Origin of the sequence: Limnospira platensis NIES-39, from assembly GCF_026000695.1 — a bacterium.
GTDB lineage: Bacteria > Cyanobacteriota > Cyanobacteriia > Cyanobacteriales > Microcoleaceae > Limnospira > Limnospira platensis.
Genome location: NZ_AP026945.1, coordinates 2933349 through 2958985 on the forward strand (window position 1 = coordinate 2933349; position 25637 = coordinate 2958985).

Genomic DNA, 25637 nt, shown 5'->3' on the forward strand with positions numbered 1-25637 from the left:
ACTAGCTCAGTATATTGTTACCTTGTTGTAGTTTTTTGACCGCGACAGTCAGACGTTTTAAATAAGGTTTAACAATCTCTCTATTCTGGTTTTGCAGTTCCCTCACCTGTTGGTAAATAATCCCTAGTTGTTGTTCTACTTTAATCAAGTTTCCGTGAGATAAAGGGGGTTGGGATAAATGCTCCGAAACGGTAGCAGGTGGATGTTGTTTCATATCATTGATGGTATTTTCCATCAACCGAAACCGAACATTCATCACTTCCCAATCCTCATGACGCAAAGCGTTTTGTTCCAAACGCTGAGTTACCCTTTGTAATTCCGTCAGCACATCTGTAATTTGATCTAGGTCACTATTTTCCTCTGTCGGTCCTGGTAACATCTGAACCTGATCATAAAGGGATTTTACCACCCCACGAACATCAGCGATCGCTGCATCCGTACTCTGTTTAACTTGTTGCTCAAAGCGTTGGCGGTTGACTATATTCAGCGCTACAGCCACAGTTAAAGGAGCCGCCGCCAGTAACAGGGGGCGAAATATAATCGCTGCTACCAGCGAACCCACCCCAGAGGCGACCACAGATACATATTCGGCAATTTTGAGCCAATCTCGCTGATTTTCAGAGGTTGGGGGCGAGGGTTCTGTCGTTTGCATGGCTGTCGCTATTTTGGAGAAAACTGTTATAGAGTCATGCTAACGCAAACTGTCAGCAACGTAGGCAATATTTTTGAGATTATATCTTTTCCGTCTCCAGATTTTCCAGTTTTTGGGCAATTATACCCTTGGGAATATCCCCCCTAGTGGTTTAGAATATACAGTCAACAACGGGAAGATTACCTGTTATTGCTCAACTAGCCTTGAATGGGAGTTATGAAGTTAAAAGTTATCGAAAATTTTGATGGCTCTTTTACCCTAGAACCATCAGCCAAATCCATACTGTTTACTCTCCTAACCAGTGATACATTTATCAATCAGATGAGACAGGAAACTCAAGGAGATGGGGTAGAATTTACTGAGTTGCTCTTTCAACCTGTCCCCTACAGCATTAATACCCCCAAAGGAATGCCACCGGAACTAGAAGAATATTATCACTCCGATGATTATATCATTGTGAATGTTCCGCCTAATTATATGTTCCAGGCGAAGATTTTTAAACCTAGTCGCCTCTGTGCTATCTATCGTCGAGTTTAATGGCTTAAATGTCTCTGTTTATAGCCCTAGCCCGGTGGCTGGTGGTATTGTTGTTTCTTGCACAAAATTAATCAATTATGACTTCCTCAACTGAGATAATTCCCCTTAGTGGTCTGGAATTTATTGCCTATCTGGATGATTCCGGAAAATTACCAGAATCCTTATCCGGAAAAATCGGGGTTTATGCCATTTTTAATCAATCACAGGTTTTACAATATGTAGGCTATTCTCGTGATGTTTTCCAAAGCATAAAACAGCATTTAGTGCGTCAACCAGAAGGGTGCTATTGGCTGAAAGTACAAACTATTAATCGCCCTAGTAAGACCCTTTTAGAGGCAATTCGCGATGGTTGGATAGCTGAAAATGGTTCGGTTCCTCCTGGTAATGCTGAATATAGCGATCGCTGGAATCAACCTATTGATGTCAAGCCACAAATGACCTCGGACGAAGTGGCTAAGTTTGATAGTCTTGATGAAATTGGCAAGGATAAACTGCTTAAAACGGTCGCCAAAAGAGTAGAGGCAAATATTTTATCTGCCTTGGAAAAACGAGGATTACAGGAGGAAATCCGCTTTAACCCTAAACTCAAAACTCAGGGAATCCTGGATTTAAAGTGATGGTTTACTCCTATTGATTAATTAACAATATCCCCACTTTTTTCATATTCAATTAATCTCAATCTGTATAAACACGGATGATGAATAATTAAGCTACTAGCCACTGCTTAGGAAGGGGAAAACCTACCATTTTAAGGGGTTGACTGAATCTCCTATTTATCCTAGAATAATGTGTCAGGGTCTTGGCTGACTACAGTGGCTGGATTCAGGCTTCCCCAATGGTGGGAGTCGGTGTTGGTGTGGCTAGTAATTGTCAGACCAAAAAAATTAAAATCTTTTCGGGAATAGCTAAAAATGATGCTGTAGTTAGCGGGGACGATTTTAAGATATTAAAGGATGGTACAGATCATGTCTGTGAATATTCCGCAATGCCAGAATTTGGATCAGCAAGTCAATAGTGTAATTAAGCTATTATTGCAGGAATCATCTTTGCGATCGCAGGATTTATCAGCAGTCCGAACGTCATTAGAAAAGGCAATTTCTCCAAGATTTGAGATTGTATTTGCTGGCGCTTTTAGTGCGGGAAAATCGATGCTAATTAACGCTCTCTTAGGGCGAGAATTGCTGTATAGCGCTCAGGGACACGCCACGGGTACTATTTGCTATATTGAATATGCTGCTACTCCATCAGATGAAAAGGTGGTGCTGACCTTTTTAAGTGAAGTAGAAATTCGGGAGCAAGTCCACGAACTTTGTCAAACATTGGGGTTATCGACTCCGGGGAATCTTCATGAAATAGAGGAAGCGAAACGACTCCAGGAAGCGGCGAAAACACTCTATGAACAAGAGGGGGGGGAAAGTCGGAATCAGCGCGCCAAACGAGCGAAAGCCTTGGAACAATTGTTAGCTGGTTTTGTAGCGAATCGGGATAAAATCAACGCCAATAATAACACGATTTTATCTATGGGAGAACTCGCTGATAATGGTGTTGATTCAGCCTCCTTATATGCTCGTCGTAGTCAAAATAGTGCAGTTATTAAAAAGATAGAATATTACTGCCATCATCCCCTCTTAGAAGATGGTAATGTAATTATTGATACGCCGGGAATTGATGCACCTGTCCAACGAGATACACAGATTGCTTATGATAAAATTGAGCATTCTGATACCTCGGCGGTGGTCTGTGTATTTAAAACAGCAGCTAATGGGGAACTGACCTCAGAAGAGACTCAGTTATTAGAACGCATTCAGAATAATTCTGGGATTCGCGATCGCGTTTTTTATGTATTCAATTATATTGATGCGACTTGGTATGATGACCAGCTTAAAAACTGTTTAAACCGTCATCTAAATACTCAATTCAGCAGTAGCGATCGCGTTTATAAAACCAGTGGATTATTAGGGTTTTATGGGGAGTTAATCCGTCAAACTCATGGTAGCGATCGCTGGGGTTTAGATTCAATTTTTGCCAAGGGTAATCTCTCTCATCAAGAGGCGGAAGAGACCCCTAAATTTATAGTAGAATTTAATAACTACTTTTTCACTTCTGGTCAACTTTCCCGGAGTAGCTTTCCCATTACTCCAGCCATAGGTTATGCGGAAACCCATCAAGAAAAGTATCTACAAATTCTGAATGCTCACGGCTACAATTTGATGGAGCAATTAGTTCTTGATAGTGGGATTGATCAGTTTCGTGATGATATCACCCGCTATCTCACCGAAGACCGCCGACCCCAGCTTTTTCAAGCCTTAGCAGAAGACCTCCGACCTGTCTGCATTTCGTTAAGGTCTTATTATCTGCAAAACTGGTGGGATTTAGAAAATCAACCTAAAGAAATCGATGCAATTAAGGACTTACAATTACGACAACTTAGCCAAGACTTAAAAACCATAGGTGACGAATTTGAGCAGTATATTAAGGCTCATCTTAATCAAACTGTAGCTAGTAACGAGAATGCTATTTATGATCGAGATTTTCGGAACTTACAAAGAAAGATGATTGAGCGTTTAGATACACTGATTCAAAAATTCTCGGTAGGTGAAGCCTACAAAAGCGCTCAAAGTAACCACCCCAATAGTGCTGTAGTTCCTCTGTTAGCCATATTAGCGGAGGCTTTTTATAGCTTATCGGATGATTTAAAAGTCACTCTAGTAGAGTGCTGTGAGACCTTGGTGGCTAACTTTTTCCAACAGTTAACTGAACAAGTCCATCAAGCTGACTTTTACCATCGCCTATATCGTCTGTTGGGTAATGATGGCGGTATTGATGCTACCTTAAATCAACTTCAGCGTAAAGTTCATGATGCTGTAATTAGTGCGGCTAACACCGAATGCGGTGCTTATGTGCGAGAAACTCCAGAGTTTTATGCAGAGGGAACAGTCCCCCATTTCCAACTACGTCAAACGTTACGGGAAGCCTGTAATAGTGCTGATTATCAAGGGATGGTTGAAGCGGAACCCGCTATTCGTCAACTGCTGAAAATTGACTTTGAGAAAAAGGTTAAAAGAACAGTTCTCCGCCATTTTCGGACTGTGATTAATCTGACTATCAATGATAACTTGCAGGTGGGCGCTAAACATCAATCTCAGACGATTTTTTCTCAATACGAGACAGCACGAGCTAATCTAGCTAAAACCTTGGAACAGGAAGCGGAAGAAAAGCTGGAGCATAATCATCAATTACAAGAAAAAATTAAGCAGACAATTGATGCTTATAATAACTCAGTAATAGCGATTAATGATTGTTTGGTGGCTATGGGTTTAGGACGGGGTAAATTACCTGCTATTAAGGATACAGACCTTGATCCGGTTTTCAATTACCAACAACCAGCTTTTACAGAACCATCATATAATATTGAGGATGAGCAGGAGACTTCCCCAGAAATCTTTGATGCTGAGTTTACACCAACAGAGAAAAGTCCGGTGATGAGCGAGTAAAAGTTTTGTAGGGGTTGGTTATGCTGGTATCTGGCTGAGGCTAACCCCCCCGTTGATTGTTGGCTATAGGAACCCCAAACCAGGAAATAAACATGAGTAAAACACCCCGCATTCCTTTCCCTCCGGCTGTTCGTAAATATGTTTATGAACGAGATAATTTTACTTGTCAAAGTTGCGGAAAAACTAATAAAGAGGCGCGGCTAACTATTGACCATATTATTGCATTGGCTAGGGGGGGAAGTAATGACCTGAGTAATTTACAGACCCTCTGCTGGGAGTGTAATCGGAAAAAACTCCATTATCACGATCGCCGTTTTCGTCGTCATTTCACTTAACGGAGGTTGGTCATGATGAAGGTTTGCTAAAATGACGGTTTAAGTAGATATAATCATCCCTTTTGTGAATTAATGACAAACCTGTGGCTAAAAAAATTGTCGTCGTCTCAGAAGGTTTTGTGGGTAGGTATAGGTTGTCAACGTCACACTCCCAAACCCGTGATAGAAACCGCTATTAAACAGGTATTTCAGGAACATCAATTAGCGGAAGATGCTATCATTGGGATTGCTACCATAGACGGAAAGGCTGATGAACCAGGGTTAGTAGAATTATGTAGCGATCGCCACTGGATTTTACAGACATTTTCACCCCAACAATTGCAGGGTGTCAAGGTTCCCAATCCTTCCATGGTAGTACAGCAAAAAACCGCCACCCCCAGCGTCGCGGAAGCCGCAGCATTACAGGCGGCGGGAGTTTCAACCTTACTGATTCCTAAATGTATCTATAGAGTGGAAAATCTCACGCCAGAAGGGGCAAAAATCAGCCAAGCGGTGACTATAGCGATCGCCAAAAGTACATTTATTGATAGTCGTGAAAAGATAGGGAATAGGACTGACTAGCTAATCCCATTCCCCATGAGGGTAAATTTTAACTGACGGGTAATAGTCCCCGTTCAGCCAACCATTGTTTATTGTAGAGTTTAGATTGATAACGTCCGCCGCCATCACATAAGACAGTAACAATGGTATGTCCGGGTCCCATTTGTTTAGCTAATGCGATCGCCGCACCGACATTAATACCAACAGACCCCCCCATAAATAACCCATCTTTTTCTAAGAGTTGATAAACCACGCGCACCGCCTCCTGGTCATCAACTTGTATAGCATCATCAATAGGAACATCCTGCATATTAGCAGTAATCCTACTATTACCAATTCCCTCAGTAATTGAGTTTCCCTGGGGTTGAATTTCACCAGTTTTCACATAACTGTATAAACCACTACCCATTGGGTCAGCCACCACAGTTTTAATATTCGGGTTTTTTTCCTTCAAAAACAGAGACACCCCCGCAAAGGTTCCCCCCGTACCTGTAGCCGCCACCCAAGCATCAATTTTGCCATCAGTTTGAGACCAAATTTCTGGTCCAGTGGTTTGATAATGTGCTTCTCGGTTAGCTAAATTATCAAACTGATTCGCCCAAATGGCATTATCCATTTCCGCCGCCAAACGTCCCGATAATTTCACATAATTGTTAGGGTCTTTATAGGGAACAGCGGGAACTGCGCGCACTTCAGCGCCCAAAGTTCTCAAGGCTTCCATTTTTTCTACAGATTGAGTTTCAGGTATCACAATCACGCATTTATAGCCCTTAGCATTACAAATATGGGCTAGACCAATACCTGTATTTCCGGCCGTACCTTCTACCACTGTGCCGCCGGGTTTTAGCAAACCTTTTTTTTCGGCATCTTCGATAATATATAAAGCCGCCCTATCTTTAACAGAACCGCCAGGATTTAAAAATTCTGCTTTTCCTAAAATTTCACAACCCGTCTCATCACTAAAACTATTTAATCTGATTAAGGGAGTGTTTCCTACAGCTTCTACAAAGCCACGTTTGATATCCATCGCAAATTTTTTAAATGTTGGTCTTGTGATAATTCGGGGATGAGAGATTATCAAGATTATGGCAATTATAAATCCATCCACTCATCCCCTACTTTTCAAAGGTTAAATATCCTACTTATTAGGTTGAGGAGTCATGCGTAAATAGGGCTTAATTTCCTTGTAACCTTTAGGAAATTTCTGTTTGAGTTCTTCCGGATCTTTGAGGGAGGGAACAATTACACAATCTTCCCCATCTTGCCAATCAGCAGGGGTAGCCACACTGTAGTTGTCGGTGAGTTGTAAGGAGTCAATCACCCGCAAAATTTCGCTAAAATTACGTCCGGTGCTAGGGGGATAAGTTAGGGTCAGGCGTAACTTTTTGTTAGAGTCAATGACGAAAACAGTACGGACGGTTAAAGATGCGTTAGCGTTGGGGTGAATCATATCGTAAAGATCCGATACTTGGCGATCGCTATCAGCTAAAATCGGGTAGTTAATATTAGTTTGCTGAGTCTCGTTGATATCACCAATCCAACCTTTATGGGAGTCCGCATCATCCACACTGAGGGCGATTACTTTAACATTGCGTTTATCAAACTCTGGTTTGAGTTTAGCAACAGTGCCTAATTCAGTAGTACAAACAGGGGTATAGTCCGCTGGATGGGAGAACAGGACAACCCAGCTATCCCCCGCCCAATCATAGAAGTTAATCTCTCCTTCTGAAGAGGATTGGGTAAAGTTAGGGACGGTATCACCTAATCGCAAAGTCATGGTTTTATTTCCTCCAAATTATGATAGGAACAACGTATTTTTTGATTATACTCCGGTTTGGCGATCGCATAACATTTACAGCATTTCTACCTACCGGAGCATCCGCAAATTATGCCCAAGGGGGGATATGATAACTACACTGTCACCGCTAGGGCTTTGTGGGCAAAGATTTTTTGAATTGCCTCTTCCACCACGCGGTCAGGAGTGGATGCACCAGAGGTAACACCGACAATAATTTCTCCTTCTGGTAGCCATTGTGCAGAAATTTCCAGGTCTTTATTAAGGGGTTTATGTTCAATTTTATTCCCCTCAAGAATGCGATCGCTACTATCGATATGATAAGAAGGGATACCCCGTTCAATCGCCATCTCTTGCAGGTGAGTAGTATTAGAAGAGTTAAAACCGCCAATCACTACCATTAAATCCAGCTTTTCTTCTAATAACCCAATCATCGCATCCTGACGTTCCTGGGTAGCATCACAGATAGTATTGAAACTTTGGAAATGTTCATTGAGATTTGCCGGGCCGTATTTTTGCATCATCGTCCGTTCAAACAGCTTCCCAATTTGTTCAGTTTCGCTTTTTAACATAGTAGTTTGGTTAGCGATACCGACAGATTCCAAATCCCGATCTGGGTCAAAATTAGCCGAATAAGCATTAGCAAACCTAGCCAAAAACTCCTCACGGTTGCCACCAGTAAGGATATAATCAGCCACATATTCAGCTTCGGCTAAGTTCAACAGCACCAAATACTTATCAGCGAAGGAACTCGTAGCCACAGTTTCTTCATGCTTATATTTACCATGAATAATTGAGGTGTACTGTTTTTTCTTATGTTTTTCTACCGTATTCCAAACCTTAGAAACCCAAGGACAGGTAGTATCAATAATTTTACACCCCTTATCATTCAGGATTTGCATTTCCTGAACACTAGCGCCAAAAGCAGGAAGGATGACCACATCACCACTACCCACCACCGAAAAATCTTTGTCCGAGTCATTGACCGGGATAAACTCAACATTCATATCCCGCAAATGTTGATTAACTGAGGGATTATGGATAATTTCATTAGTGATCCATATTCTTTCAGTCGGGAAGTGTTGGCGAGTCTCGTAAGCCATAGCCACAGCCCTTTCAACCCCCCAGCAGAAGCCGAAAGCCTCTGCTAACCGGATGGTCACATTACCCTGGGTAAGGATATAGTTATTTTGTCTAATTTGTTGAATTAAGCTACTTTGGTAGGCGTTGTCCATAACCCCCGCCACCTCTTCCTGATGACCGAAGCCTTTGCGGTGGTAGGTGTCTGACTGTTGGAGTGAACGTCTAAATGCTTTTGTATCCATAGGGTTGGTTAAATCTAATCCGGCTTTATTAAAGATTTTAACCTTTCGGTGTGATCATGACCAGGATATGTAACCAAATTCCCCCTATCAAGACAATTGACGGTGGGGACAATTCGTGAATTGTCCCCTAAATGTTTACATGGCGCGTTCTGTTAACCGAGTTAAAACATGGTTAGAACGTTCAACAAAATCCTTCATTCCCTCAGCATCAAAGCCTTTTTGAGCCATTAATGCTAAGTCATAAACATGGTGACAAATCATTTTTGCCAACTCTTCCGAGGGGGAAGAACCGCCTGCTTGAATAATGCTACCCTGACTTAAATTAGTGAGATTTTGAATGAGAGGGTGGGCGGTATTTACCAGTAAAATATGGTCTTCGGGGAAATCAGCTTTCTGCTGTTGCAATAAGGCGGTCATATCCTGTAAACGGCGCATGGCTTCCGGTAGTAAAACCATGGCGGGCGGGGTATCCTCGGATTTTAGGGATTCGGTGCGAATATTCACCCGTGGCTTATTGAGGGACTTCTCAAATAACTCCTTAATTTGTTCGCTGCGGGTTTTATTAGTTTTGGGGTCAACAATTTCGGCTGGCTTATCTTTTTCAATGAGGGTCTCATCAAGTTCTGAGTCTACCCGCAAAAACTTAACCTCTGAGTGTTCCCGCTCTAAGAAACTGATAAAATGGGTATCGATAAATGAGTCGAGGAATAGCACTTCTAAACCTTGACTTTTGTGCAGTTCTATGTATGTAGATTGGGCAGCTTCATCGGTGCAGTAAAAAACCCGATTTTCGTGGCGGGATTTATTGCGTTCTAGGTATTCACTGAGGGTAGTATAATAGCGTCCCTGTTCATCAGTGCTAAAGGATTTCTCGGTTTTCACTTCTTCCCAAACATCCCCATCTTCGCTTTGGACTTGTACTTCTGGGGTTTGAGCTTCCCCGGACTCAGTGGGGGGTTTATAAGTGCTGCGGAAGATGAGAATCTCTTCTACCTGTTTCTTAAATTTATCGTCATTGAGGGAACCGAACTTGATAAAAGTACCAACATCCTGCCAACAACGGATATATTCTTGGCGATTGTCTCGATATACTTCTTTGAGGCGATCGCCTACTTTTTTGGCGATATAGTCAGCAATTTTGCGGACAGTGCGGTTAGTTTGTAGGGCGCTACGGGAGATATTCAAAGGAATATCGGTGCTATCAATTACACCCCGCAAAGGCATCAGGAATTTGGGGATAATTTCCTCGCAGTGGTCGCTGACAAAAACTTGATTACAAAATAGTTTAATATTGCCCTGGGTCACATCAACATCAGGCCGCAGTTTGGGGAAGTAGAGAATACCGTTAACAATGAAGGGATAGTCAGTGTTCAGGTGAACCCACAGCAGGGGTTCTTCTTGGAAGGGATACAGATAACGATAAAGGTCTAAGTAATCTTCTTTGGTGAGGTTATTGGGAGACTCACGCCAGGGCGCTGTGTGGCGGTTGATGGTTTCGCCGTCCATAATAATGGGGACGGGCATAAAGTCGCAGTAGGTTTTAATGAGTTGCTGAATGCGACTGGTTTCGAGATACTCTAATTCATCATCCATCAAGGTGAGGGTGACGGTGGTGCCACGGGTAGTGCGGGCAGAATCTTCTAATTTGAATTCTGGGGAACCGTCACAGGTCCAATGGACGGCTTCTGCGCCTTCTTTGTAGGAGAGGGTGTCGATCTCTACTTGTTTGGCTACCATGAATGAGGAGTAAAATCCTAGACCAAAGTGGCCGATGATGGATTCTCCGTCAGTGGCTTGGTATTTTTGGATAAATTCTTCGGCGCTGGAAAAGGCGACTTGGTTAATATATTTTTTGATCTCGTCGGCGGTGAGACCGATACCAGTATCACTAACAGATAGGGTTTTAGCGTCTTTGTCGATCGCAATGGTAATTTCTGGGTTGCTGATATCCCCAGAATATTCCCCGGTGCGGGCTACCATTTTTAATTTAGCGATCGCATCTACCGCATTAGAGACCAATTCCCGCAAGAATACCTCATGATCAGTGTAGAGAGATTTCTTGATGATCGGGAAGATATTTTCAGTATGGATCGTGATTGTTCCCTGTTCAAGTACGGTCATGGGCGTTATTTCTCACATATAGATAGTTATCATTTCCTGATCTTGGGCGATCGGCATGACATCATGGGCATGGATCACCCCCATGAGATGATTCGGATTTCCGTATATCAACCATGGATCATGGACAATCGATATATATGGTAGCGTCAGACCCATGAATCAGACCCAGGAAAGGGATGATCAGGCGATAATTCTCAAATGAGGCTATCAAACGAGACCCATGGAAGGTGTGCTGTAGATCTCTAATTATAGTAACCGCGTAGATTTTGACAGTACCACTCATGTAGCTAATGAGATCAATTTTTAGAGTTATGAGTTGTGGGTAAAAATCCTTGAAATTCTTTAATGAATTTAAGTAAAGGTTCAGCCTGTCCGTTGGGTAACATCAGACCTACCATGATTTTCACAAATACGATAGCCATCATACGTGAGCGACGTTTGATCAAACCAGGATCGTGGTAAATAGACATCCAAAAACATCTCGCTCCTATCCTGGCTTTTTTCCGCGTTAATGGGGATTCAAGTGATTTGAAAGTTAGATAACTGTATAAGTGTGAAAGGCTATCCTTTTTCAGATTTTTTAAGGAGCTGGGAGCATTGTTAAACGCTTTGTTAAGTACCGATAAGCAGGAAGATTCTTGACGCTCAATATTAGAGGAAATCGAATGCTCAGATATGCGGTATAAGATTTGCGCTTGAGATATACAAACAAATTTATACTGGGCAGCTAAACGCAAATATAAATCCCAATCTTGCCCACCCTTTAAAGACTCATCAAAACCTCCAATTGCTGATAAAGCATGACGGGTAATTAAAGGATTAGAACCATTTTCCAGAAAGTTTTTAACTAATAATATGGAATAAACATCGCCTTGATAGCTTTGATGAAATCCCGGGTATAAAAATTCACCATATTGATCAATATAATTTGTCCAGCTATAGGCTACAGATGCTTCTGGATCTGCTTCAAGTGCTGCATATTGTAATTCCAATTTATCAGGGGTCCATAAATCGTCAGCATCTAAGAAAGCAATATACTGAGCGCTGGCTTTAGAAAATCCTCGATTTCGACTAACAGAAGCCCCTGAATTGGGATAAGAAAATACTTGAACACGCGGGTCATCAATACTGGAAATAATATCTAATGTTCTATCAGTAGACCCATCATTAATTATAATGAGTTCAAAATCCTTAAAGGTCTGATTGATAACTGAATCAATGGTTTCCTTAATCGTCTTCTCAGCATTATAGGCAGGAAGAATTATTGATATTTGGGGCATTTTATTGATCCTCTGACTTTTCTACAGACCCGAATTTAGCATTCCAGACATTGTTGAGCCAAACCAAGACACTCATCATACTACCCCGATAAAATTCCATTTCAACGGCTGGAATGAGTTCACTTTTCAGCCGTTCTCCATACTTCAGTCGTTGCTTAATAATACGGCGGAGATTTCCCAAAATTGTCCTGACAAAAATCACTGGCTTATCTATGGTTTTAGCATTAATCATCCGTAACTGAAAAGTTGCTAAACCACAGGCGCGCGCTAAGGATAATAAATAATTGCGTTCTAATCGAAACGCGGGGATTTTATGGTTAATGTGCATCTGGGGATTATACCAAATTTCCCAGCCTTGTTTGTGTAGATAAAGCAATAACTCATAATCGTCTCCTCGGGCTAAAATATTCCTCTGACTCCCAACAAGTTGAGGGGTTTTCGGAACAGCTTCTTGCCAGGCTTGTTTTTTAACCACTAATCCAGCAGTCGGTGGTAATCTTAAATTATCTGGGTCAAAACGAAAGGGTTGATTGCCATGTTCGCCAATCGCTAAAAATGCGGCAATTTGTTTAAAGTTTTCAGGAGGTTTTACTTCATATTCGCCGTGAATTTGTCCGCCAAATGCTCCCGCTTGGGGGTGGTTTTGGCTAAATTCATAGATAGAGGAAATCCAGTTTGTTGCTGGAATATTATCATCATCTAGGAAAGCGATATAAAGTCCTTTTGCTTCTTTAATTGCTCGTTGTCTAGCAAAAGCTGGTCCTTGCTTGGGTTCAAAATAGTAGGTGAGGGGATAATGTTTCTCCCAGTTGCTTTGATAAGCTTGAATCACTTGATGAGTTGTATCAGTGCTATTATTATCAATAACCACAATGTCCCAGTCAATTTTTGACCTATGGCTTTGATGACGAAGTGCCTCTAATACTTCGGGTAAGCGTTGCGCTCCATTGTAGGTCGGAATAGCTACCGTGAGAGAAAATGAATCCTGGGTCATAACTAAAGTTTGTACTAGCTGGTGGGATAACTGGGACCAAATGAAGACTTGAGATGTCCTAGCATAAGATATACTAGATTGGAGGTATTGAAACTGTTAAGATGTTGGCTTAGGGAGTAGTGCCAGCTGAGAGCAAATTCTGGTTACTCATGAACAACTGCACTGACAGTAGTATTAGCAGAGTTGCTGTTTTTTTCTAGCTTTAAGTAACCGTTATACCACAGATAAAAAAAGCTGTTTAAACTCCCCATTAATAACGCACGTTCACAAGCAGCAATATCATCCAGATCCGACACACCGTAACGGAGGACGTGAAGCAGCAATTTTCGCAAGTCGTTTGCCAAGTACGCTGTCGTTAAAACAGGCTTTAAAATTGGCTTAACTCCCGCTGTACGAGTGACGTAACGACTTAATCCAATTCCCCGAAAGAAGGGTATCAAATACTCAATCTCCAAACGTTTTCTAGGAATTTTATGATCGACCTGCATTTGGGGATTATACCAAATTTCCCAGTCGGACTTGCGTTGAATATAGGATAAAGCCTCTAGATCTTCTCCGGTCAACATACTGCCCTCAACTCTACCACTCAAAATACATTGTTCTGGCACAAATTCACTCCAAACCTCTCTCCTAATAACTAACCCTGCTGATGGAGGCAAGAGATTTTTTCGAGCATTATAAAGCCTCGGATTTTTCCCTAATTCTGTAATGGCTAAAAATGGTTTAATTCGATTAAAGTTAGGGGGCGGTTCCACCTCAAATATGGCGTGAATTTGACTACCATATGCTCCCGCCTTTGGGTTTTCTTGAGAAAATCTAACCGCCTCAGCTACCCAATTTAATTCAGGTATATTGTCATCATCCAAAAAACCGATCAACTCAGCTTGGGACTCAGACACCGATCGCTTCCTCGCAAATGCTGCACCCTGTTGAGTTTCTAACACATATCGCAGGGGGACTTCTTGGGGCCAGTCCTTCTGAAACTGCTGTACCACTGCTGCCGTACCATCGGAACTATTATTATCCACGACCATAACTTCCCAACGGATGCTTTCGGTCCCCCTTTGACATCGCAACTGTTCGAGCACTTCTGGCAACCGGTTTTCCCCATTATAGGTAGGAATTGCTACTGTTAACTGGATCATGATTAACTTCCTATCGCAGGATATTAACACTATCGCTATTCTGCTAGGCTTTCCACGGGAGTCTTCCTTGGCAATTCGAGATAGAGACGGCACACTTAAAGATTTTAATTATCATCACCTGGGTTGTTGACTGCCACTGGTAACATAGCCAACTCACCCTGATTTAATTGGGCTTCTGGCGTGTTGGAGGGATGATCAAAAGTCAGTGTTCCATCTTTCATGTTAATTTCAATAGTATCGCCCGTGACAAACTTCTGCTCTAAAATCAGGTTAGCGATCGGATTTTCCAACTCCCGTTGAATCGCCCGTTTCAGAGGTCTAGCCCCATAAACAGGATCATAACCCACATCAGCCACATGATCAATAGCAGCAGGTGATAACTCCAGAGCAATTTTTTGATCAGCCAAAAGTCTTTGGAGGCGCTGCATTTGAATGGCGACAATATCGCGCAATTCAGCTTTACTGAGGGTATGGAAGAGGATAATTTCATCTACCCGATTCAAAAATTCCGGTCGGAAATGCGATCGCAAAGCCTGCATAACCAAAGCAGACATTTCCCCATAGCGAGAGTCATCCCCCGCCACCCCCAGAATATACTCACCGCCAATATTGCTAGTCATGACAATGACAGTATTGCGGAAATCGACCAACCGTCCTTGGGAGTCAGTAATTCTACCATCATCCAAAACTTGTAACAGGATATTAAAGACATCAGGATGAGCTTTTTCTACCTCATCAAATAGAATCACTGAATAGGGATGGCGGCGGACCGCTTCTGATAGTTGTCCGCCTTCGTCATAGCCCACATATCCCGGAGGCGCACCCACCAACCGAGAGACAGCGTGTTTTTCCATATATTCCGACATATCAATGCGAATCATAGCTTCCTCGCTGTCAAAGAGGAACTCCGCCAAAGCCCTAGCCAACTCAGTTTTACCCACCCCTGTGGGTCCCATAAACAGAAACGAACCGATAGGCCGTCCGGGGTCTTTCATCCCCGCCCTAGCGCGGCGGATAGCGGCAGATACAGCCTCCACGGCTTGCTGCTGACCAATTACCCGGCGATGTAAATGGGATTCCAATTGCAATAATTTTTGTCGTTCGGACTCCAACAGGCGATTAACGGGAATCCCCGTCCATTTAGCGACAATGGCAGCAATATCGGCTTCTGTTACCTGCTCTCGCAGCAAGGAAGACCCCTGAGCCTGCAATTTTAACAATTCTGCCTCCCGCGCCTCTCGGTCGTGGTGAACGGTCTCTAAGCGGCCGTATTTTAACTGGGCTGCTTTATTGAGATCATAGGCACGTTCGGCTTGTTCAATTTGCACCCGCAGTTTTTCTTCTTCTTCTTTGAGGCGGTTAATAGCTTCGAGGAGTTCCTTTTCACCCTGCCACTGGGATGATAAAGTTTTCTGCTTGTCTTTGAGGGTGTTAATTTCTTCGAGTAAGGATTGGATACGCAGATTTAAACCGATATCAGCACTTCGATCTTGTTCCCCTGGCCGTAGAGGTGTACTTCTTGGGCTTTCCCCCTCCACGGAGAGTTTTTCCATCTCCAACTGCATGAGGCGGCGCTCAATTTGTTCTAACTCTACGGGTTTGGAGGTGATTTCCATTTTCAACTGGGCGGCGGCTTCGTCTACTAGGTCGATCGCCTTATCAGGAAGGAAGCGATCGCTAATATATCGGGCTGACAGCATAGCCGCCGCCACCAATGCCGAATCCGTAATTTTGACCCCGTGATGGCGTTCGTAACGGTCTTTCAACCCCCGCAGAATTGATACTGTATTCTCTGGACTAGGTTGATCAACATAGACCTGTTGAAATCGCCTTTCTAGGGCTGGGTCTTTTTCGATATGCTTACGGTATTCATCAACGGTAGAAGCACCGATACAGCGCAATTCTCCCCGGGCTAACATAGGTTTAAGCAGGTTTCCGGCATCCATTCCCGAACCTCCAGAACCGGCTCCGGCCCCCACCACGGTATGGAGTTCGTCAATAAATAGGACTATTTGACCGTCAGAGTGGGTTACTTCCCGCAATACCGATCGCAGTCTTTCTTCAAATTCCCCCCTATATTTGGCTCCTGCGATTAAACTACCCATATCCAGGGAAATCAACTGGCGGTTTTTTAGGGACTCTGGCACATCTCCGTTAACAATGCGTTGGGCCAGGCCTTCGGCGATCGCTGTTTTACCGACTCCCGGTTCTCCAATTAACACCGGATTATTTTTGGTTCGCCTGGACAGACAACTCACCACCCGGCGAATTTCTTCATCCCGTCCGATCACTGGGTCCAGTTTCCCAGATTTAGCCAATTCGGTTAAATCTCGCCCATACTTACTCAGGGCATCATAACTGTTTTCCGGGTTCTGGTTGTCAACTTTAGCACTGCCGCGCATGGATTTAATGGCTTCTTCGAGTTTCTCCCGGACTGTAGCTTTGGAGTCATTGGTAGGGCGATCGAACCCTGGTCTTCCTGGTGTGGCTCTGGTGGGGTTTCCATTTCCCAAAATCCTACGACCGACGCGATCATCTTCTGCTAGGGCAATAATCAGGTGTTCAACAGCAATGTAGCGGTCTTGCCATGCGGACCGCGTCGCTTCAGCGGTATCTAGCATTAATTCTAACCCACGACCTAGGTACAGATGGTCAATAGTTCCGACTCGGGGTTGTCGTTTGGTGAAGGCTTCTAATTGTTGTTGGACCTGTTCGGGGTTAAAACCAGCTCGTCCTAATATATTATTAGCGAGTCCATTTTGTTCTAAGGCGGCGATCGCCACGTGCTCAACTTCTAAATGCTGATTTTGGAAGCGACGAGCAACATCTTGGGATTTTACTATCGCTTCCCAGGCTTTATCTGTAAATTTACTCGGATCGGTCGGTTGCATTGCTTATTTTTATTGACACCAAATAGGGAACGGGGAATTATCACTCTCAAATAGAAGATGTTGCCGATGTATTTTTCTGGGGACTACCAGAGCCGATTGCCCCAAGGATTTTATCCTACTATGGGCAATCGATCACCTTAACCGTTCAGATCTTAACTGTTTACTGCTAACTGTTTGCTTGCCTCAGCCGAGCCCTGGGTTCCCAGTTGAATCAATTCAACCTTATACCCGTCTGGGTCTTCCACGAAAGCAATCACCGTTGATCCGTGTTTCATCGGCCCTGGTTCTCGGCTAATTTTACCCCCTGCTGCCCGAATTTGCTCACAGGTGCTATAAATATCATCCACACCGAGGGCAATATGGCCGTAAGCGTCTCCCAGGTTATAGCTATCAACGCCCCAGTTATAGGTCAGTTCAATGACACTATGATCAGCTTCATCCCCATATCCCACAAAGGCTAGGGTAAACTTTCCCCCTGGATAATCTTTCTGCCGCAGCAGTTTCATTCCCAGAATATCACAGTAAAATTTCAGTGACTCATCCAAGTTGCCGACCCGCAGCATTGTGTGTAGAAGTCTCATGAGATTGGTTCTCCTCCTCTGAAGATTAGTCCTTACCTGTTATTTTAAGGAAATCTCCCCAGTTTGTCTTGGGGATTGACTCATGGGAACATATAGCGCCAGGAGTGCTACTGAGTTTCTTGGTGACTGGCACCAGCCCCCTCTCCCACCACTACCTAGAAATCAACAACCACAAACCCCGTTTGTTTTTCTTTTCTGGCGATCGCTATCTCTAACCCTTCCCTTGTACCCTTGTCCCCTTCTTCTCAAGGCGATCGACCTTTAAACACTGTTCACAAACCTTTTCAGTCTTCCTTACGACACACCGACAAACTCCCTAAAATACCCTATATATGTCGGCACGGATTCCCATTCTTTTACTATAGGTCAAGTTAGGGGGATTTGTCAAGGAAAAATCGGCGAAATTTGGGGATTTTTTTTGTGTTCCTAAGTGGGGGTACTGGTGGCGGGTCTACCGGCAAAGGCGATCGCATTTTATCACTGTGTCAATAATTGAGAGCCGCACCCTGAGACAGGATATATTTTCCCATGACTTTACCATAGCCAAAATGATTAAATTTTCCTTAAAAATTCACCGGATAACTTCCCAACTCGATAGATAGGATATAATCAAGCTAATCTACTGATAATCAAACCAATTTGGTAGACGGCGTGCTTTTGAGAGACAAGTAGAGAAACAGCGATCGAAGTCGGAACCCTCTTGGGTTATGGGTGGGGGTGAATCAATACCTCCCACATCTCAGGCTAACAGCAAAGAAACCAAGGGTTGAATCTATATAAAAAAACGTGACTCAAGGTGGGAGTTTAAGGAAATCTTGAGTCTGGTTTGTCATGTCCGATTTCCCTAATCTCCCCATCACTTTGATTGAGGGGATGAATAGGTATTCAATACATTTCGTTTCATGGAGAAATTAAAATGCCTAATGAAACTGTCAACAATATCATTCTAATAGATGAATTTGAACCCAATGATAGCCGGGAAACCGCTACAGATTTAGGGTTGCTATCTGAATTGAATGTTTGGGGTAACCTCAGTCTTCATGATGGAGACTTAGATTGGTTTAAGTTTGCGATCGCCAATACCGGAAGAGATTATCATTACTTATCAATTTGGTCTGATTATGAAAACCTAAATTTGTCCCTGTATGATGCTGAGGGAGTCTTGATTGAGACTTCCAGTGACAGTATTGATGCTCAGGGTTCGATGAGTTTAGAAGGATTAGAAGCCGGCACTTACCATGTCCAGGTTTATGGAGATGAAGGCATCACTAGCCCTAACTATATGCTTGAGATCGATGCTCCCTGGGATATCACGATGACCCCAGACGAATTTGAGCAAAATGATAGCCTGGAAACAGCTACAGATTTAGGGTTGCTATCTGAAGATAATACCTGGTCTGGTCTCAGTATTCATGCTGAAGACTCCGACTGGTTTAAGTTTGCGATCGCTCAAACCGGAAGATGGAATAATTCCGTATCAATTAGTTTCTCCTACTCTTATGAACCCATCAATTTGTCCCTATATGATGCTGAGGGAGTCTTGATAACAACTGCCATTGGTTATAATGGGTCTATAATTAGTTTAGATGGACAAGAAGCTGGAACTTACTATGTTCAGGTCTATGGTGATGATGGCGTTATTAATCCTGAATACAGTCTCTCTATTAACGTTCCCTGGGATATCACTATGACCGAAGATGAACCAGATGAATTTGAACCTAACGATAGTCTGGAAACCGCCACAGATTTAGGCTTATATCCAAAAAATGACTTTTTATTTTATGAATATTACTTGTATGGAATGGAGGAATACCCGCCTAGTTCATGGAGTGGTATGAGTATTCACTCTGGAGACTCAGACTGGTTGAAATTTAATATGACTGAGACTGGAGAAAACTATGATTATGTTTCAATCTCTTCCTCATACTATGGCTACAACCTGGATTTTGCCCTGTATGATGCTGAGGGAGTCTTGATTGAAGATTCAACCAGTGGTACTTCGATCAGCCTAGAAGGACTGGAAGCTGGCACTTACCATATCCAGGTATATGGCAATGACGGAGCAATTAACCCTGAATATAGCATCAGTATTCGGGCTTCCCTAGAGGCATTCCCAGACAGGTTTGAACCTAACGATAGTATGGAAACTGCCACAGATTTGGGATTTTTGTCAAAGGATTGGTGGACTTCTGTATTCTCACATGGATTTGATCCTCCCTCTTATTTCTGGAATCTCTTGAGTATTCACTCTGTAGACTCGGATTGGTTTAAGTTTGAGATAGATAGGTTTGGACGAAGAGGTGATTATGTCTCAGTTAGTCACTCTTACTACTCTAGTGACTATCTGAATTTTGCCCTGTATGATGCTGAAGGAGTCTTGATTAACACTTCCAATACTGATGATGGGGAACGGATTAGTTTAGAGGAACTTGACGCTGGAACTTACTATGTTCAGGTTTATGGAGATGAGGGAGTAACGAATCATGACTATACTCTAATCATTGAGCCTCCCATGGCAGTGATTCCAGATGATTTTGAACCCAATGACAGTATTGAAATGGCTACAGATTTGGGTTTCCTATCAGAAAATGAATGGAGTTCTCCGGGTCAGCCGAGTATTGATTTGTCTAGTCTGAGTATTCATTCGGGTGATTCTGACTGGTTCAAGTTTGAGATAAATCAGCCGGGAGTACTAAGTGGTAGAATCTACATTTGGCGTTTGTATCCTAATATATATGAATGGGGAAAATTAGACCTGTATGATGCCGAAGGGGTTCTGATTGAATCTGGTAATGAAAATCTGATTAGCCTAAATGAACTCGAACCAGGAACCTATCATGTTCACGTATATGGTGTTGATGAAGTTGATGCTTATAACTATTCTATGGAAATCCGGGCATTTGAACTGCTACCCGAACTAGAACCAGAACCTATTGTTGAGGAACCAGAAAACGAATCGGAAACTGAACCTATTGTTGAGGAACCGGAAAACGAATCGGAACCTATTATTGAGGAACCGGAAAACGAACCGGAAACTGAACCTATTATTGAGGAACCGGAAAACGAATCGGAACCTATTGTTGAGGAACCCGAAACCGAACCAGAAACTGAACCTATTATTGAGGAACCAGAAACCGAACCCGAACCTATTGTTGAGGAACCGGAAAACGAATCGGAACCTATTGTTGAGGAACCGGAAACTGAACCGGAAACTGAACCTATTATTGAGGAACCCGAAACCGAATCGGAACCTATTGTTGAGGAACCGGAAGTCTTTGAACAACCGATTTTTGTGCCGATTCAATTTCCGAGTTTTGCTTCTGTGAGTTCTCCTGAGCCTTCTGAGGATACGGAAACTTTCAGTGAACCGGAACCGCCAGTGATGACACCGATTAACTTACTGGTTGATGTGGGTGAGGTGATACCTGCTATACCGGAAGCGCCGCCACTTTCTGCTAATAACTCAATTACTCAACCTTTCCCTAATCAGTGGTTTGGTAGTGATGGGGATGATTTGATTATGGGTAGTGATTATGATGAAACTTTGCTAGGTTTTAAAGGTAATGATTTTCTGGATGCACGCCAGGGAAATAATACCCTATTTGGAGGTCAGGGAAATGATACTTTAGTTGGGGGTTCCGGTCGTGATGCTTTGTTGGGAAATAAGGATGATGATATCCTGTTTGGTGGTAACTCTGGTGATACTCTCTATGGCGGTCAAGGTGATGATACTCTAGTGGCGGGTGAGGGTAATTCTCTGTTGTTTGGTGATAAGGGGAATGATATATTATATGGGGGTTCGGAGGGAATTGATACGTTGAATGGGGGAGAGGGAAATGATACTTTTGTGATGCTTCCCGGTGAGGGTTATACTGTGGTGGCTGATTGGGAGATGAATCAAGATGTGATGGTTTTGTTGGGTGATGCTACTAACTATCGCATGGGGGATTTACCCCAGGGATTTACTAATGCTACTGCTATTTACCAAATTGGGGAGACTGATAAAATCGTCGGTATTATTGAGGGTGTGACGAGTTTGAACTTGGAAGATGCTAGTATCTTTCAGTTTGTGGAGGGGGTCGGGAGTCTGGCTTGAAGTGGCTAGAACTGATTAAGTAGACTTCCTGGTTGATTAATTAATGGTGTCGGGGTGGTTTCGGAACTACTCCGACTTTGACATCTAAATAGCCCCCAAAAAAGCCATATATATGCCGCCACGGATTCCCATTGTTTAACTATAGGTCAAGTTCGGAGATTTGTCAAGGGAAAATGGGGGGATTTTTGGGGTTCCCCTAACTGGGGGTACTGGTGGAGGTTCTACGGGAAAAGCGATCGCATTTTATCACTGTGTCAATAATTGGCATCAAGACCCTGGGGCTGTGTAGGTTTGGCGATTACTTCACCATAGCCAAAATGATTAAATTTTCATTAAAAAGTCACCGTCTTTACTTTCCAATTGGAGGGAGAGCATATAATCAAGTTACTCTACCTTATACACTTAATCAAGTCCCTATGAAACTAAGATTCAAACCATCACGTAATGTGGCAAGTTACAGCACTGTAGCCATCAGCATTGCTATGGCGATTACCCTGGGGCTACCTGGTGCTGCTTCAGATAGACGCTTCGTTCAACAAGTGCGTCAACAATTGACGCAAGCAGGAGTGGCTTTAGGAATTTCGGGGAGTTATCAGCTTAGTCATGAGCCCTATGTAGGTGATATCGGTCATAACCAAAAGGATTATCTCTACCTGAACTTAAATTCAGGTTCATCTTACGTTCTGGTCGGTGTTTGTGATGAAGATTGTCGAGATATAGACTTATCACTTTATGATGAAAATAACAATCTGATTGACTCTGATACCGCGCTTGATGACTACCCAATGGTAGAAGTTGACCCCAAATGGAATGGTCGATTTAAGGTTGAGGTAACAATGGCTAACTGTAATGCTTCAACCTGCTATTACGGGGTGGGGGTTTTTGCTCGGTAATCATCTTAAATGGGAATGATGACTTGGAAAATAAATATATGGGGGGAATTGATGAATTCCCCCCTTTTTGCTGAGGACAGTTGTGGGAATGTCGCTAACTGCAATTCCCGATTGTATGGGTAATGACTCGCCGGGGTTGAACTTAAACAGTAGGCAGCCAAAAGCCATATATATTTCGCCACATATTCCCACTCTATAAATATAGGTCAAGCTGGGGGATTTGTCAATAAAAAATCGGTAAATTTTTGGTTTTTTTTATACTCCAATATTGTCATGATTTAGGAAACTCTAACTTTGGGCAGGTTTGAGATAGCTGGCTCTGAGGCTTTAGAGAATGATTATCATTATTAAAAGTATCCAGATAAATTGATATTTTGTATCTAAAATTACATTTTGTTATCTAGGGAATAGGTGAAGATGTCTTAACATCGAGAGACTAAGATTCAAAAAGAATTGAATCATTAAGTTTTGTTGATTAAAAAACCATCATGATGAAGGGTAATCAGGAAAAAAATGCCGCAAACACTATTTAAAGTTGATCTAACTAAACCAATGTCGGAACAAGAAATGCCGGGACATAATCGCTGGCATCCAGACATTCCTGCGGTGGTTTCTGTTAATCCGGGAGACATTTTTCGGATTGAATGCAAGGACTGGACAGACGGACAAATCCAAAATAATGATAGTCCCGACGACGTTCGAGATGTAGATCTAAGTGTGGTTCACGTTCTCAGTGGGCCGATTTATGTAAACGGTGCTCAACCAGGAGATATTTTAGTTGTAGATATTCTGGATATTGGTGCATTACAGGGAGATGAATGGGGCTTTACGGGAATTTTTGCGCGGGAAAATGGGGGTGGTTTTCTAACTGATCATTTTCCGAATGCAGCTAAAGCTATTTGGGATTTACAGGGAATTTATACGAGTTCTCGCCATATTCCGGGAGTACGTTTTGCGGGTATTACTCACCCTGGATTAATTGGCTGTGCGCCTTCCTATGAACTGTTGATGCAGTGGAATAAACGGGAAAGGGAATTAGTAGAAACAGGGGGTCCGGTTTGGAAACCAGAAATTCCACCTCTGGCGGCTTTACCAAACCCAGAAAATGCGGTTTTGGGAACATTAACTGGGTCGGAATTTGAGCGGGTGGCGGCGGAAGCGGCGCGGACGGTTCCACCTCGGGAACATGGCGGAAACTGCGATATTAAGAATTTGTCGCGGGGGTCGCGGATTTATTTTCCGGTGTATGTAGAGGGGGCGAAATTGTCTATGGGAGATATTCATTTTTCCCAGGGAGATGGGGAAATTTCGTTTTGTGGCGCTATTGAAATGTCGGGATATATCGACCTCCATGTTGATCTGATTAAAGGGGGGGTGGAAAAGTATGCAATGGTGAATCCGATTTTTAAACCTGGTCCGGTAGAACCTCGCTATTCGGAGTATTTGATATTTGAGGGGATTTCGGTGGATGAGTTTACTGGGAAACAGTATTATTTGGATGCTCATGTTTCCTATCGTCGGGCTTGTTTGAATGCGATCGCATATTTACAAAAGTTTGGATTTACGGGAGAACAGGCTTATTTGCTATTGAGTTCAGCCCCGGTAGAAGGTCGAATTAGTGGTATTGTGGATATTCCGAATGCTTGTTGTACGGTGGCGATACCAACGGAGATTTTTGATCGCAATATTTTGCCAACTTAGTAGTGTAATTATCACCCCTAGTCAGTAGGAACTGGGGGGAGTTAGATAGGATAGGGAGAATGAGGAAAATGCCACTGTATGAATTTCGTTGTGCTAATTGCGGAGAGTTTGAAAAATGGCAGACTCTGGCGGAGGTGGGAACTCCGGTTTCCTGTCCTCAATGTCAACATAAAAGTGAAAAAATATTTTCGCCGCCCAATATTAATTTGAATTCGAGGGGGTTAAGTTGGCGACGGGGAGAAAGTAAAGAACCCAAATTGGTGAAAAGCGATCGCCAACCATCATCTCCCCGATATAAACAAAGTAGGTGCGATCGCCCTTGGATGATAGGTCACGGTTGAATTATATTCTGTGTGGGTGGGCTGTTGTCTGGTGAAAATTTATGGCACAATCAGGAATTAAGAATATTGACTGGTAATGCCGAAAAAGACAAAATTTCCCTATCTGGTGGGTTCTAAATGGACGGCTACCCAAAAAACTTGGGGATGGCGACATTTTCAGGTGGTTAACCGTAAAAATCAGGGTCAGTTGGTTTTTGCGGAGTTGGTGGCTTCCTGTGACCCGACAGTTAGATTTTGGTTGAATGCTAAACAGCTTAAAGATCGTAATCTGTGGGAACCTGGGTGGCAGTCTACCCAAGAACTTGATGATGGAGATTGATATATGGATTATAGCTATATTCAACAGGCGATCGCTCAATTAGAAACTGCCACCAGTGAACTACAGAATATGGTTGATCATGTTCCTCCCGAACAGGCTAAAATTCTACGGGTTAGGGAAGTTGAGGAGAGTATCAGAAATACTCTCGCCTATCTGGAGGCGGCGATTAACCCCCCTAGCTTGGAACATTTACCGCCAGATGTGTTAGAAAGGGCACAGGCTTTAAAGATTCCCCTGGGAGATGTTGAGGTACAAATGGCGATGGTATCTCATGATTTGTCTCAGGTGATGGCAATTCTGACGGAAATGGAAAACCGCGCCCAAACTATTCGCAGGCGACGGGATTATTTTTTGGTTAGACTTCCTGATATGCCTATTGAAGTTTTGGGGTCGCGGCTTCCAGTATATACGGCGGAGGACTTTAAGGGGTCGCCTGAACCTGTATCTAAGGAGGTTCGAGATCAACTCAAGGCTAAGTATGGCATCGATCGCTTAATTATGGAGAAATCTGTGCGATCGCGTGCTACCTTATTTGAGAAAATCAAACAGGCGAAACAGGCTCTAGAACATCCATCACCCCAGGATGAATAATCAAAA

General features: G+C 43.0%; 23 protein-coding genes. 13 read left to right on the forward strand and 10 right to left on the reverse strand.

Annotated features, from left to right (window positions below; genetic code table 11):
- Window position 1 precedes the first annotated feature (1 nt).
- Complete coding sequence (locus N39L_RS14320; protein ID WP_006618948.1) at window positions 2–652, reverse strand: hypothetical protein; 651 nt, start codon at window positions 650–652, stop codon at window positions 2–4.
- A 216-nt stretch (window positions 653–868) separates the two neighbouring features.
- On the opposite strand from N39L_RS14320, the gene N39L_RS14325 reads away from it, so the two are divergent.
- From N39L_RS14325 to N39L_RS14350, 6 genes are all read left to right on the forward strand, one after another.
- Window positions 869–1189: a hypothetical protein gene (locus tag N39L_RS14325; protein WP_006618947.1), complete on the forward strand. Its 321-nt coding sequence runs from the start codon at window positions 869–871 to the stop codon at window positions 1187–1189.
- A gap of 77 nt (window positions 1190–1266) precedes the next feature.
- Window positions 1267–1806 carry a GIY-YIG nuclease family protein gene (locus N39L_RS14330; protein ID WP_014275569.1) on the forward strand — a complete coding sequence of 180 codons (540 nt, stop codon included), beginning with the start codon at window positions 1267–1269 and terminating at the stop codon, window positions 1804–1806.
- A gap of 182 nt (window positions 1807–1988) precedes the next feature.
- A complete protein-coding gene (locus tag N39L_RS14335) occupies window positions 1989–2204 on the forward strand; it encodes a hypothetical protein (protein WP_231852191.1) in 216 nt (71 codons plus the stop codon).
- Window positions 2155–4683 carry a dynamin family protein gene (locus N39L_RS14340; protein WP_035737234.1) on the forward strand — a complete coding sequence of 843 codons (2529 nt, stop codon included), beginning with the start codon at window positions 2155–2157 and terminating at the stop codon, window positions 4681–4683. Before N39L_RS14335 ends, N39L_RS14340 begins: the two co-directional genes overlap by 50 nt.
- Before the next feature lie 92 nt (window positions 4684–4775).
- A complete protein-coding gene (locus tag N39L_RS14345) occupies window positions 4776–5018 on the forward strand; it encodes an HNH endonuclease (protein WP_006618944.1) in 243 nt (80 codons plus the stop codon).
- A gap of 72 nt (window positions 5019–5090) precedes the next feature.
- On the forward strand, window positions 5091–5579 hold the full coding sequence (locus N39L_RS14350) for a cobalamin biosynthesis protein (RefSeq protein ID WP_050856777.1): 489 nt from the start codon (window positions 5091–5093) through the stop codon (window positions 5577–5579).
- Between the two features lie 28 nt (window positions 5580–5607).
- Here N39L_RS14350 and N39L_RS14355 read toward each other — a convergent pair whose 3' ends face one another.
- The 9 genes from N39L_RS14355 to gloA all read right to left on the reverse strand — a co-directional run bounded on the left by N39L_RS14355 (window position 5608) and on the right by gloA (window position 17690).
- Complete coding sequence (locus N39L_RS14355; protein WP_006618942.1) at window positions 5608–6585, reverse strand: cysteine synthase A; 978 nt, start codon at window positions 6583–6585, stop codon at window positions 5608–5610.
- A gap of 111 nt (window positions 6586–6696) precedes the next feature.
- Window positions 6697–7335 carry a peroxiredoxin gene (locus N39L_RS14360; RefSeq protein ID WP_006618941.1) on the reverse strand — a complete coding sequence of 213 codons (639 nt, stop codon included), beginning with the start codon at window positions 7333–7335 and terminating at the stop codon, window positions 6697–6699.
- Window positions 7336–7469: 134 nt separating this feature from the next.
- Complete coding sequence (locus N39L_RS14365; RefSeq protein ID WP_006618940.1) at window positions 7470–8678, reverse strand: 4-hydroxy-3-methylbut-2-enyl diphosphate reductase; 1209 nt, start codon at window positions 8676–8678, stop codon at window positions 7470–7472.
- A gap of 135 nt (window positions 8679–8813) precedes the next feature.
- Window positions 8814–10799: a molecular chaperone HtpG gene (htpG, locus tag N39L_RS14370; RefSeq protein ID WP_006618939.1), complete on the reverse strand. Its 1986-nt coding sequence runs from the start codon at window positions 10797–10799 to the stop codon at window positions 8814–8816.
- A 296-nt stretch (window positions 10800–11095) separates the two neighbouring features.
- On the reverse strand, window positions 11096–12079 hold the full coding sequence (locus N39L_RS14375) for a glycosyltransferase (RefSeq protein WP_006618938.1): 984 nt from the start codon (window positions 12077–12079) through the stop codon (window positions 11096–11098).
- A 1-nt stretch (window position 12080) separates the two neighbouring features.
- Window positions 12081–13073 carry a hormogonium polysaccharide biosynthesis glycosyltransferase HpsE gene (gene hpsE / locus N39L_RS14380; RefSeq protein WP_006618937.1) on the reverse strand — a complete coding sequence of 331 codons (993 nt, stop codon included), beginning with the start codon at window positions 13071–13073 and terminating at the stop codon, window positions 12081–12083.
- A gap of 143 nt (window positions 13074–13216) precedes the next feature.
- Window positions 13217–14218: a hormogonium polysaccharide biosynthesis glycosyltransferase HpsE gene (hpsE, locus tag N39L_RS14385; RefSeq protein WP_006618936.1), complete on the reverse strand. Its 1002-nt coding sequence runs from the start codon at window positions 14216–14218 to the stop codon at window positions 13217–13219.
- Between the two features lie 104 nt (window positions 14219–14322).
- Entirely contained in the window at window positions 14323–17109 is a 2787-nt protein-coding gene (gene clpB, locus N39L_RS14390; RefSeq protein ID WP_006618935.1) for an ATP-dependent chaperone ClpB, read from the reverse strand.
- A 152-nt stretch (window positions 17110–17261) separates the two neighbouring features.
- A complete protein-coding gene (gloA, locus tag N39L_RS14395; protein WP_006618934.1) occupies window positions 17262–17690 on the reverse strand; it encodes a lactoylglutathione lyase in 429 nt (142 codons plus the stop codon).
- Between the two features lie 916 nt (window positions 17691–18606).
- Here gloA and N39L_RS14400 point away from each other — a divergent pair.
- The 7 genes from N39L_RS14400 to N39L_RS14430 all read left to right on the forward strand — a co-directional run bounded on the left by N39L_RS14400 (window position 18607) and on the right by N39L_RS14430 (window position 25631).
- Window positions 18607–21786 (forward strand): T9SS type A sorting domain-containing protein, encoded by a 3180-nt coding sequence (locus N39L_RS14400; protein WP_014275571.1) that lies wholly within the window; start codon window positions 18607–18609, stop codon window positions 21784–21786.
- A gap of 160 nt (window positions 21787–21946) precedes the next feature.
- Window positions 21947–22075 carry a hypothetical protein gene (locus N39L_RS14405; protein WP_286131370.1) on the forward strand — a complete coding sequence of 43 codons (129 nt, stop codon included), beginning with the start codon at window positions 21947–21949 and terminating at the stop codon, window positions 22073–22075.
- 28 nt (window positions 22076–22103) lie between these two features.
- Window positions 22104–22679 (forward strand): hypothetical protein, encoded by a 576-nt coding sequence (locus tag N39L_RS14410; protein ID WP_014275572.1) that lies wholly within the window; start codon window positions 22104–22106, stop codon window positions 22677–22679.
- Between the two features lie 513 nt (window positions 22680–23192).
- Window positions 23193–24380, forward strand: a complete 1188-nt coding sequence (fmdA, locus tag N39L_RS14415; protein ID WP_006616787.1) for a formamidase — start codon at window positions 23193–23195, stop codon at window positions 24378–24380.
- Window positions 24381–24448: 68 nt separating this feature from the next.
- Window positions 24449–24721 carry an FmdB family zinc ribbon protein gene (locus tag N39L_RS14420; RefSeq protein WP_006616786.1) on the forward strand — a complete coding sequence of 91 codons (273 nt, stop codon included), beginning with the start codon at window positions 24449–24451 and terminating at the stop codon, window positions 24719–24721.
- 76 nt (window positions 24722–24797) lie between these two features.
- Entirely contained in the window at window positions 24798–25040 is a 243-nt protein-coding gene (locus tag N39L_RS14425) for a TIGR02450 family Trp-rich protein (RefSeq protein ID WP_006616785.1), read from the forward strand.
- A gap of 3 nt (window positions 25041–25043) precedes the next feature.
- A complete protein-coding gene (locus N39L_RS14430) occupies window positions 25044–25631 on the forward strand; it encodes a hypothetical protein (RefSeq protein WP_006616784.1) in 588 nt (195 codons plus the stop codon).
- Window positions 25632–25637: the final 6 nt, after the last annotated feature.

Excerpts from the sequence above, each read along its gene's own strand:
- N39L_RS14320 (WP_006618948.1), bottom strand. The coding sequence starts at position 652 with ATGCAAACGACAGAACCCTCGCCCCCAACCTCTGAAAATCAGCGAGAT.
- N39L_RS14325 (WP_006618947.1), top strand. The coding sequence starts at position 869 with ATGAAGTTAAAAGTTATCGAAAATTTTGATGGCTCTTTTACCCTAGAA.
- N39L_RS14330 (WP_014275569.1), top strand. The coding sequence starts at position 1,267 with ATGACTTCCTCAACTGAGATAATTCCCCTTAGTGGTCTGGAATTTATT.
- N39L_RS14340 (WP_035737234.1), top strand. The coding sequence starts at position 2,155 with ATGTCTGTGAATATTCCGCAATGCCAGAATTTGGATCAGCAAGTCAAT.
- N39L_RS14345 (WP_006618944.1), top strand. The coding sequence starts at position 4,776 with ATGAGTAAAACACCCCGCATTCCTTTCCCTCCGGCTGTTCGTAAATAT.
- N39L_RS14350 (WP_050856777.1), top strand. The coding sequence starts at position 5,091 with ATGACAAACCTGTGGCTAAAAAAATTGTCGTCGTCTCAGAAGGTTTTG.
- N39L_RS14355 (WP_006618942.1), bottom strand. The coding sequence starts at position 6,585 with ATGGATATCAAACGTGGCTTTGTAGAAGCTGTAGGAAACACTCCCTTA.
- N39L_RS14360 (WP_006618941.1), bottom strand. The coding sequence starts at position 7,335 with ATGACTTTGCGATTAGGTGATACCGTCCCTAACTTTACCCAATCCTCT.
- N39L_RS14365 (WP_006618940.1), bottom strand. The coding sequence starts at position 8,678 with ATGGATACAAAAGCATTTAGACGTTCACTCCAACAGTCAGACACCTAC.
- htpG (WP_006618939.1), bottom strand. The coding sequence starts at position 10,799 with ATGACCGTACTTGAACAGGGAACAATCACGATCCATACTGAAAATATC.
- N39L_RS14375 (WP_006618938.1), bottom strand. The coding sequence starts at position 12,079 with ATGCCCCAAATATCAATAATTCTTCCTGCCTATAATGCTGAGAAGACG.
- hpsE (WP_006618937.1), bottom strand. The coding sequence starts at position 13,073 with ATGACCCAGGATTCATTTTCTCTCACGGTAGCTATTCCGACCTACAAT.
- hpsE (WP_006618936.1), bottom strand. The coding sequence starts at position 14,218 with ATGATCCAGTTAACAGTAGCAATTCCTACCTATAATGGGGAAAACCGG.
- clpB (WP_006618935.1), bottom strand. The coding sequence starts at position 17,109 with ATGCAACCGACCGATCCGAGTAAATTTACAGATAAAGCCTGGGAAGCG.
- gloA (WP_006618934.1), bottom strand. The coding sequence starts at position 17,690 with ATGAGACTTCTACACACAATGCTGCGGGTCGGCAACTTGGATGAGTCA.
- N39L_RS14400 (WP_014275571.1), top strand. The coding sequence starts at position 18,607 with ATGCCTAATGAAACTGTCAACAATATCATTCTAATAGATGAATTTGAA.
- N39L_RS14410 (WP_014275572.1), top strand. The coding sequence starts at position 22,104 with ATGATTAAATTTTCATTAAAAAGTCACCGTCTTTACTTTCCAATTGGA.
- fmdA (WP_006616787.1), top strand. The coding sequence starts at position 23,193 with ATGCCGCAAACACTATTTAAAGTTGATCTAACTAAACCAATGTCGGAA.
- N39L_RS14420 (WP_006616786.1), top strand. The coding sequence starts at position 24,449 with ATGCCACTGTATGAATTTCGTTGTGCTAATTGCGGAGAGTTTGAAAAA.
- N39L_RS14425 (WP_006616785.1), top strand. The coding sequence starts at position 24,798 with ATGCCGAAAAAGACAAAATTTCCCTATCTGGTGGGTTCTAAATGGACG.
- N39L_RS14430 (WP_006616784.1), top strand. The coding sequence starts at position 25,044 with ATGGATTATAGCTATATTCAACAGGCGATCGCTCAATTAGAAACTGCC.